The organism is Siminovitchia fortis, assembly GCF_007681465.1.
GTDB classification, from domain to species: domain Bacteria; phylum Bacillota; class Bacilli; order Bacillales; family Bacillaceae_C; genus Siminovitchia; species Siminovitchia fortis.
The window spans coordinates 1-1723 of record NZ_VEKZ01000129.1; the positions used below are offsets into that span (position 1 = coordinate 1).

Consider the following 1723-nt stretch of genomic DNA (forward strand, 5'->3'; position numbering starts at 1 on the left):
GTAGCTATTTTAAGAAAAAGATAGATTAAGAGTAACTATGTCCAAAATTCGGGGGTTAATCCGGAATGAACCATTAACGTGCAACTTTCAATTACTAAAAAGGTGAGGTTAAAATAATGGTTAAGGATTATGTGAAATTAACTAGAGCAGATGTTAATGAACATATCCCCAAAGAATGCGGAGTCTACATTACTGTACTTCGTTTATTTAATGACATGGATCCTCTTCCCATTTATGTAGGGGCCACTGGAAGAAATAAAACATTAAAAATTCGGTTGAAGCACTATGTTCTTATATTAGAAGACCCTTCAAAAAGAAGGTCTCGACGTCCAATAGAACTGCTAGCCGCACAAATCAAATCGCCATACTTTGAAGTAACCCATTTTTGCACTGATGACTATAAAAGTATAGAAGCTTCCCTAATAGATACTAATTCAGAGAGGCACTTGCCTTATTTACTTAATGCAACTGGAAAAGGTCGCTCTAGGTATGAATCTCACACAATTGCAAATAAGTTAATAGAAAAAATTGCTCTGATTGAAAAAAGGAGTAAAAGATCAGTTAATACCTCGGAAAATTTAATAGGGGTCCAATTAGTTTTCCAAAGTGGTGAAATGAAAAGGGCTGGAACAATAGTAGACGTATTATTAGAGAATAATAGCTTTTTAATATATTGGCGAGGTGGTCGTATCGAGGATATAACATTACAAAAATCACTATTTTCTAGTGAGTATCAATTTGATTGTTAAGCTGAAAATTAATTGATAGTAAATTTTATACCTTTTAACAAATGTCGAAATTAATTTATTTTCATTAGTAACGTATCATTGTATAATATAGATGCAAGAAGTGCGGCGGCCTTTTAGCCGTAAGAGCAGACTCTTTTTTGGGGGGTCTGCTTTTTGTATGAGCAAAATATTTGGATGAAATTACCGGTAGATAGTAAGAATGAATTAATGTAAATTATTCCTTTTTTGTTCATTTTAAGTACACCCCAACGATACTATATTAAACTTTGAATTATTAAGGTTATAAATGTGCGATTAGGGTTGTATAATAATTGTCCTTCATAAAGAGGTGAAATTACCTTAAATGATTATCGGTTACGCAAGAGTTAGCTCAAAAGATCAAAATTTGGCTAGACAAGTTAAGGAATTGGTCCGATAAGCAGTCAGGTAAAATTTTGGAGAACGAGCAATTTACAATGAGATGCGAAAAAAATTACACTTTGGCGATGTGCCTCTTTCACGATTTAAGCCGCTTCGGTAGAAATAAAGAAGAAATAAAAGACGAGTGGGAATCATTAATGAAAGATGAAATTGATATTGTCGTCTTAAACATGCCTATTCCACCAGAAAATATAAAGAGCTTGAAGGGTTGGTCAATTAATTACAGAAATAGTTCTTTCATCACTTTCGTGGATGGTTGAAGAAGAGCGTGCCGAATGAGAGCAGCGCAACGTGAGGGTATTGAAATTGCAAAAAAGCAAGGTAAATATAAAGGAAGAAAGAAACAGTACCATGTTGGTGGAACTGGAAAAGACAAAATGATATATGATGGAATAATGAAGGATTTAAGTGCTGGAACAAGTGTCATGGATATTCATCGAAAGACTGGCGTCACAAGGAGTACGATCTATAATATTAAAAGTAATTTATAGAACCTTAATCCGTGACTAAATTTATCTAAAAACCATCCGAAAGCTAGTGAAATCAAGTATAAT

4 protein-coding genes are annotated in these 1723 nt (G+C 33.6%); all 4 read left to right on the plus strand.

Translation table 11 applies throughout. The features are described 5' to 3' along the window. The first annotated feature begins 116 nt into the window (after positions 1-116). Positions 117-749: a hypothetical protein gene (locus FS666_RS19170; RefSeq protein ID WP_144463769.1), complete on the plus strand. Its 633-nt coding sequence runs from the start codon at positions 117-119 to the stop codon at positions 747-749. 343 nt (positions 750-1092) lie between these two features. Further along, positions 1093-1167: a recombinase family protein gene (locus FS666_RS20595; protein ID WP_145453299.1), complete on the plus strand. Its 75-nt coding sequence runs from the start codon at positions 1093-1095 to the stop codon at positions 1165-1167. Between the two features lie 16 nt (positions 1168-1183). Further along, positions 1184-1429 (plus strand): hypothetical protein, encoded by a 246-nt coding sequence (locus tag FS666_RS20415; RefSeq protein WP_244943977.1) that lies wholly within the window; start codon positions 1184-1186, stop codon positions 1427-1429. Between the two features lie 15 nt (positions 1430-1444). Beyond that, the gene (locus tag FS666_RS20420) at positions 1445-1660 is read left to right on the plus strand and encodes a helix-turn-helix domain-containing protein (protein ID WP_244943978.1); all 216 of its coding nucleotides are present in this window, start codon (positions 1445-1447) and stop codon (positions 1658-1660) included. Positions 1661-1723: the final 63 nt, after the last annotated feature.